General features: G+C 43.8%; 7 protein-coding genes. 3 read left to right on the top strand and 4 right to left on the bottom strand.

Translation table 11 applies throughout. From position 1 onward, the window contains the following. The 3 genes from F6J99_RS38010 to typA all read left to right on the top strand — a co-directional run. Positions 1–1,145: hypothetical protein (locus F6J99_RS38010; protein ID WP_293121083.1), on the top strand; the 1,145-nt coding region annotated here is incomplete at its 5' end. Positions 1,146–1,246: 101 nt separating this feature from the next. Continuing rightward, positions 1,247–1,369, top strand: a complete 123-nt coding sequence (locus F6J99_RS38005; RefSeq protein ID WP_293121081.1) for a hypothetical protein — start codon at positions 1,247–1,249, stop codon at positions 1,367–1,369. A 239-nt stretch (positions 1,370–1,608) separates the two neighbouring features. After that, the gene (gene typA, locus F6J99_RS38000; protein ID WP_070391238.1) at positions 1,609–3,411 is read left to right on the top strand and encodes a translational GTPase TypA; all 1,803 of its coding nucleotides are present in this window, start codon (positions 1,609–1,611) and stop codon (positions 3,409–3,411) included. A 235-nt stretch (positions 3,412–3,646) separates the two neighbouring features. On the opposite strand, the gene F6J99_RS37995 is transcribed toward typA, so the two are convergent. The 4 genes from F6J99_RS37995 to F6J99_RS37980 form a co-directional block, all read right to left on the bottom strand. Continuing rightward, positions 3,647–4,858 (bottom strand): PilT/PilU family type 4a pilus ATPase, encoded by a 1,212-nt coding sequence (locus tag F6J99_RS37995; protein ID WP_293121079.1) that lies wholly within the window; start codon positions 4,856–4,858, stop codon positions 3,647–3,649. Between the two features lie 559 nt (positions 4,859–5,417). Then, a complete protein-coding gene (locus tag F6J99_RS37990; RefSeq protein ID WP_293121077.1) occupies positions 5,418–5,546 on the bottom strand; it encodes a hypothetical protein in 129 nt (42 codons plus the stop codon). 129 nt (positions 5,547–5,675) lie between these two features. Then, complete coding sequence (locus tag F6J99_RS37985; protein WP_293121075.1) at positions 5,676–6,938, bottom strand: transposase; 1,263 nt, start codon at positions 6,936–6,938, stop codon at positions 5,676–5,678. A 532-nt stretch (positions 6,939–7,470) separates the two neighbouring features. Continuing rightward, complete coding sequence (locus F6J99_RS37980) at positions 7,471–7,593, bottom strand: hypothetical protein (protein ID WP_293121073.1); 123 nt, start codon at positions 7,591–7,593, stop codon at positions 7,471–7,473. Between the last annotated feature and the right edge of the window lie 114 nt (positions 7,594–7,707).

Below are 7,707 nucleotides of genomic sequence, written 5' to 3'. Positions count from 1 at the left end.
TCTTAGACTCCCTCACTAATAAACCACTATACCTATGGTTATTTGGTTGGGCAGTGGTATCTCTTAGTGGATGGGGAGTAATTGCGCTACAGATAAACTATAAACGGCTCCCAATTCGGCTGAGGATAGGAAAATCCTCTAGAAAAACAGGGCAACCTGAGAATATTATTTTGCCCATAGAAGATAGCGAATCAAGCATCTATTCAGATGATTTGCTAACTATCATCAGTGAGAGCGAGATAGAGCAATCCTCAAGCCCTGAAACGGTTTCTGAAACGGTTGCCATAGATGAAACTGTAGACCAAAACAATCAAGACTTAAGCTTAGGGAAGTATGGTCTACTTCTGTTCACCAGCCCAGTGGCAACAAGCCCTAATAGTTTACCGATACAATTTGAAGAGAGTCAGGTAAATATAGCTAATCTAAACTTAGCTAAATGCTCTACTTTGTTCTTGCCCTTAGATCAGATTAAAATTAAACAATCACCAGCATCAAGGGGTGAAACTAATCTATCTTTATCAGCTGTTTTGGACTATTTGGAATCTTCTGCGGAAGGTCTTTACAGTTTTACCCACCCATCTATATCCTCCGTTATTCAAGAATTGACCAAAAATGAGTTAGTGGAAGTTGAAGCAGCTCAGGGTCGGATTGAACCTCTCAAGCACTTCTTTACTGACTTTACTGAGGTGTATCGCGTTGGTCAAAACGCTAGCTTAGCTGAGGAAAACCATCACCAAGATACCAGCACAAGTCAGGAAAATGTCCGCCAAACAGCCCAAGAGTCTGACCAAGGGGATAAACCTATCCCTGAGCAGATGAAACCAGGAACTGTGGTTGGTATGCTCTCCCCGACTAACCCAAAAACAGGGGAACGCTATACCTACTCATTAATTGATGATGCTGGCGGGCGGTTTATGTTAAGGGAGAATAAACTGGAGCTTACCGAGCAAACCTTGATGGATTTCAACGGAGATACTAGCCATACCGTGATTGTCCGTCGCACTGACTCCAAAGGTATCTATGTTGATAAATCCTTTACTCTGCGTTTGAAGGCTGAGAACGAGTCAGTACCTCCTCAGCCCCCGGTTGAAAGCCAGAAGAAGGTATCCACTGAAACGCGATCGCTTACCAGTGTCAGCCGTTAATCAATTCACGAGTGATCCAGTAACTCTACAGTAACAGGTAAGCCACAACTGATGGAACTAGCAGCAAAGATTGACCTTGGCCAAAAGGCCACGCTACGCGAATGGTCACGCTACGCTCCGGAAGCTTCGCTTCCGCGCTTGAGCGATTGACCTTGGCCAAAAGGCCACGCTACGCGAATGGTCACGCTACGCGAACGCACACCTATCAAGACGGCATAGTTTGATAGGGGTCCGTGTAGGAATTGTGAGAATTTATGATGCCATATTCCCTACTCCCGATTCCCGATTCCCTACTCCCTACTCCCTACTCCCTACTCCCTTTGCTATACATAGGTTTAGCTTAGCCGGATGCTAAAAGTGGAACACCAGCTATTTTTCTTCGGGTCTTCCCAAGGTAAGCTAGAATTATTAAGAAATCTTTAGAAAAAATTGTAACTGCTGCTACCTATTTCCAGGCGCTGGTATGACTCTCCCAATTCGCAACGTTGCTATTATCGCTCACGTCGATCACGGCAAAACTACCCTAGTTGACGCTCTACTCAAGCAATCCGGTATCTTCCGCGAAGGGGAAGACGTTCCAGACTGCGTCATGGACTCCAACGATTTAGAGCGGGAGCGGGGTATTACTATTCTTTCTAAGAATACCGCCGTTCGGTACAAAGACATCCTAATTAATATTGTTGATACTCCTGGTCACGCTGACTTTGGTGGAGAAGTAGAGCGGGTATTGGGTATGGTGGATGGCTGCATCCTAATTGTGGATGCAAATGAAGGACCAATGCCTCAAACCCGATTTGTCCTCAAAAAAGCTTTGGAAAAAGGACTGCGTCCGATTGTAGTGGTCAATAAAATTGACCGACCCCAAGCGGACCCTTATGGTGCGATCGACAAAGTCCTGGATCTGTTCCTAGAATTAGGAGCAGATGATGACCAGTGTGAGTTTCCCTACCTATTTGCCTCCGGTCTACAAGGCTACGCCAAAGAAGATTTGGACGCAGAAGCGGTAGATATGCAGCCACTGTTTGAAGCAATTTTGCATCATGTCCCGCCACCAGTAGGAGACCCTACCAAGCCCCTACAACTACAAGTCACCACCTTGGACTATTCCGAGTACCTAGGTCGGATTGTGATTGGCAGAATTCACAACGGAACTATTAAGGCCAGTCAACAAGCTGCTTTAGTTAAGGATACTGGGGACATAGTTCAGGCAAAAGTAACCAAGTTGATGGGATTTGAAGGACTCAAGCGAGTTGACCTAAAAGAAGCATCAGCTGGTTATATCGTGGCGGTAGCTGGGTTTGCTGATGCCAATATTGGTGAAACCATTACTTGTCCCAATGAACCCCAAGCTTTACCCCTAATTAAGGTAGATGAGCCTACCTTGCAAATGACCTTCTGCGTGAATGATTCGCCCTTTGCGGGTAAGGAAGGGGACTTTGTAACGTCGCGACAATTACGCGATCGCTTATTCCGAGAATTAGAAACAAACGTAGCACTAAGGGTAGAACCCACTGACTCCCCCGATAAATTCCTAGTATCTGGTCGTGGAGAGCTACACCTGGGTATTCTAATCGAAACCATGCGTCGCCAAGGATATGAGTTCCAAGTTTCCCAACCCCAAGTAATCTACCGGGAAGTTAATGGTCAACCTTGTGAACCCTTTGAATATCTAGTGCTAGATGTACCAGAAGAAGCGGTGGGTAGCTGTATCGAGCGTTTGGGACAGCGCAAAGGGGAAATGCAAGATATGCAAGTGGGTGCCAATGGTCGAACCCAAATCGATTTTGTGATTCCTGCCCGTGGCTTAGTCGGTTTCCGGGGGGACTTCCTTCGCTTGACCAAAGGTGAAGGTATCATGAATCATAGCTTCCTAGAATATCGTCCCATGACTGGGGAATTAGAAACTCGCCGCAATGGAGTAATTGTAGCCTTTGAAGAAGGGATGGCTACCTTCTATGCCCTGAAAAATGGAGAAGACCGTGGTGTATTCTTTATTAAACCAGGCACTAAGGTTTACAAAAACATGATTATTGGGGAACACAATCGTCCTCAGGACTTAGATCTCAATGTCTGTAAAACTAAGCAGTTAACTAACCATCGTTCCGCCACTGGGGATGAATTAGTCCAGTTACAAGCCCCAGTGGAGATGAGTTTGGAACGGGCTTTGGAGTATATTGGACCCGATGAACTGGTAGAGATTACACCTGAGTCAGTTCGTTTGCGGAAGCTGTCTAAGAAGAAGTTGGCGAAGCAAGGTAAAAGGTAAGAATTAAGAATTAAGAATTAAGAATTAAGAATTGAGAATTAAGAATTGAGAATTGAGAATTAAGAATTGAGAATTGAGAATTCACCATTCTGGATTTTGGATTTTGGATTTTGGATTTTGGATTCACCATTCACCATTCTGTATTCTGGATTCACCATTCTAAATTCACCATTCTTAATTCTGCATTCTTAATTCTGCATTCTTAATTCTAAATTCTCAATTCTACATTCTAAATTCAAGCTTCATTCATCCAATCACGAGCCGAGGCGGAAGCATCTATACCACCAGTGCGCATCTGACGTATCAAAGCCTGGGGATCAGGAGACGCTTTAAGGGCTTCCTTGGCTGTGATTTTTTCTTCAATTAGGTAGTTGTAGAGAGCCTGATTCATCACTTGCATCCCTTCAATGCTTTCAGTTTCCATCAGTCGGAACACATCCCCATCTTCTCCCTTAAGCAGGTAATCCTGTACAGTTGGGGTATTGATTAAAATGTCATGAACCGCAATCCGACCCTTATCGGTGGTTGGTACTAAGAGTTGGGCAATAACTGCCAACAGGGACTCAGCAATCTGGATGCGGATCGCTGCCTGTTCATCAGGATTGTAGAGATTCAACAGACGGTTAATACTGCTGATAGCATTGCGAGTGTGTAGAGTACCCAAGACCAGATGACCGGTTTGGGCAGCTTGCAGGGCTGTATCAACTGTGATGCGATCGCGCATTTCCCCAATTAGAATCACATCTGGATCCTCCCGTAACACAGACCGCAGAGCGTGGTGAAACTGATGGGTGTGCAATCCCACTTCTCGCTGACTAATCAGGCACTTTCGGGAGCGGTGGACATATTCAACCGGGTCTTCAATGGTAACAATATGTTTGTACTCTGTTTCATTGAGATGGCGAATCATAGCCGCAAGAGTCGTTGATTTACCTGAGCCTGTCGGACCGGTAACTAAAATAATTCCCTGACCCCTGCTAACTATTTTTTTGAAAACTTGCGGTAGAGTATAATCATCGATTGAAGGAACATCAAGGCTGATTAATCGCAGCACAATTGCTCCCCCGTTTAGGGAGTCAAAACAATTCACCCGACAGCGCACTAAGCCAGGGTAAAAAATAGCAGTATCCAGTTCTTTGGTTTCAGCAAACTGCTTCCTCTGAGCCGGAGTGAGAATCTCATTGAGGTATGCCTCAAAAACTTCCAGTGTCACCTTGGTATGACGTTTAGCCACATACATCTTGCCCCGAATCCTGAATCTGGGGACCTGTCCCACTCGAATATGAATGTCAGAAGCTTTGTGACCATGAGCCTCTGCGACGATTTGCTCGATAGAAGGGGAATGGCTAAGGTTCGAGTTAAGTTCTACTACTGGTTTAAGTGGTGATGGTAAAGTTTGAGGCTCTTGATCAATTTGCACTCCTACACCAGAATTCGTGTTCTTCATAATATGATGTACCTAGGGATACCCTTGCTGGACTGATCGGGTCGGCGCGTTGATGTTTACTTATCTTATTGTTGGCAGTAAATTTAGGTTGCTTGTTATCCAACCAAAGAACTGTCAACCCTGTCAGCCATGCAAAGCGCGAGTGGGGGAAACCACGGCAGTCGCTCATGGGGGGGACCCCCAAGACCGCGCTGCCTTCCCAAGACCGCGCTGCATCGCTAGAGAAATTTTACTTTAGATAAATATTTTTCACACTAATCCAGCTAGGTTTTTGATATTGCTGTCAGACATTACCTAGATATGATATATTTAAAGTTTATGGATTAGGTTTATGGATTAGGATGATAGCCTTAGGTAGGAGAACTTAAGGTAACTCCTAAGCCCTAACCCTCAAAATTACAATAACAGAGTAGTAGTCACAAACCTCAGTAGTTTTGAGTTCCCCTTCGACAAAATAAAAAATTTCAGAACAGTAAGCGAGGGTTTCCACTTCTAAATCTTGAGGTTTGCCAGTTGCCTGGTCAGTTATAGCGCTACGCTTAGCGTCAGAAGTCAGAAGTCAGAAGTCAGAAGTCAGAAGTAAGTAATTACTTACGTTTCGGAGTTTAGCAGCGATGCAGCGCGGTCTTGGGGAGGCAGCGCGGTCTTGGGGGTCTCCCCCATGAGCGACTGCCGTGGTTCCCCCCATGAGCGACTGCATCAAGACAATGTCAAACATCTGAATGCGTAGTGCTATATCCCTTGCCACAGCTCAATCGCTGGTTGGGACTCAAAGGTCTTCCATCATTAGTGACATACTCCCACACTGAATCGTAGATTACAGTGTGGGCTTCTTGCCAACACCAGGTATTCCTTCGGTTACTCGGCAAGCTTTACTCCTGACGGGATGCCCCACCGCCAATTTCAATACATTCATTGCCGCATTCACATCTCTGTCAGCAACGTAGCCACAATGAGGACAGGAATGTATGCGGTCTTTCAATTTTTTCGGTACTTTTTTGCCACAATTAGAACAGTTCTGACTGGTATTGTGGGGATTTACTGCAACTGTTACCAAACCAGCATTTAAGGCCGTAGGCCACGCTACGCGAACGGCTTTGTTTGACAAAATAGACAGAAATTCACCCCATCCAGCATCTAGTATAGATTTAGCCAGTCTAGTCTTAGCTAAACCTTTAATGTTTAATTTCTCGTGGGCAACTAGATTCGCCGAAGGCGACGCTACGCGAACGTGATTATCTAGCAATCCCTTTGCGGTTTTAAAATGAAAGTCTTTTCGAGTGTCAGCAACCTTTTTGTGAGCTTTCCCTAATTTAGTGACAGCTTTTTTCCTGTTGTTGCTCCCTTTTTTAGATCTGCTGACAGCTTTCTGAATTTTTTTTAATCGTTTTTGAGCCTTTCGGTAGTATTGAGGAATTGGAACTTCTGAACCATCAGACTTAATTAAGAAGGACTTAAGTCCCATGTCTATACCGATAGGGCTAGTAACGCTATCTATTGGTATAGTATTCGGTACAGTATCATCTTGAATTGACAGCGCAACATAATAGCCATCAGCCTTTCGGGTTATAGTAGCTGTCTTGATTTTGAATACTTTTGGAATAGGTCGGTGGTAAACCATTTTGACTTTCCCAAACTTTGGAAGAGTCAAAATATTACCATTTATAGGATTTTTACTAAGAGAAGGAAAGGTGAGTGATTTATATCTATTTCTCCCTTTAAACCTTGGTCTACCACTCCTTTTCCCGTTACTGTCGCCTTTTAAGAAGCGCTTAAAAGCCAAGTCAACTCTTTTTACGCAGTTTTGCAAAACTTGAGACTGAACCACTTTATACCATGGTCTAGTCTTCTTTAGTTGAGGCAAAGAATTTTGTTGAGAAAAGTAATCGGGATTGTTTTTTAACTCTGGCAAGTGACACAGTAGAGGACAAGAATTAATAGAACAACGATTTTGCTCATACCAATTAAATCTTTCCGCAAGCAAATAATTATACTGATGGCGCAGCATGTCTAACCATTTTTCAATTTCTATTTCTTGCTTTCTAGTCAATCTTAATCGGTACTGATAAGCTGATTTCATTGTTGTTTTCTCCTGTTTATCGACCTATCATAATGATAGCAATTGTGTTTACAAATGTCAAGGCATAATGAAAGATAAAAACTTGATGATTAGGTTGACCAGCTTTGAAAAGAAACAACTAAAGCAAGAAGCTGACCGTAGAGGAATGACTTGCTCTGAGTTGCTCAGGAGTTTGATAGCTCGTTTCCCTGAGCCTAAAGACCCTGTGCAAAATTCATCCCACGTTGAATCATAGATTACAACGTGGGACTTCTTTTGCCGGACAGTTAAAATCAGCGGTGAAGATAGTACAGGTAAGCTGCTCTTGTGTATAGTCTTGATCAAAGGAGCGAATTAACTTCACAAAGTCAGAACCTTGAGCAAGTCGATATTCCCCAATGTTTTTTTTTGATTTGTTTTGGCAGTTCTCCCTGACATTGAACGTTTGATAGCTCAACTGATGGCTCAGGTTTAGAGTCACAGGCTACCAGTAGTAGTATTGGCACCGAAAATAGGATAATTTTTCAAAGAATTATATTCGGATAATTTTTGGTTACTTATAGCAAACTAAGTATAGTTTAGGACATAGTATTTTGCTTTCAAGGGAATAGGGAACAGGGAATAGGGAACAGGGAATAGGGAACAGGGAACATAAATATGTCTGGGTGCATCTCATTTTTGGAGTTTGACCTGGTGGTGCGTTACGGGCAACAACCTAACACTTGCTACAGCTTGCGTCTTGGTGAGCTCGCCCCTAACGCACCCTACCGCACTTTTTTACAAATATGAG

The sequence above is a fragment of the Moorena sp. SIO4G3 genome (assembly GCF_010692305.1).
Classification (GTDB): Bacteria; Cyanobacteriota; Cyanobacteriia; order Cyanobacteriales; family Coleofasciculaceae; genus Moorena; species Moorena producens_A.
This window is presented reverse-complemented; position numbering and strand designations above follow the sequence as displayed.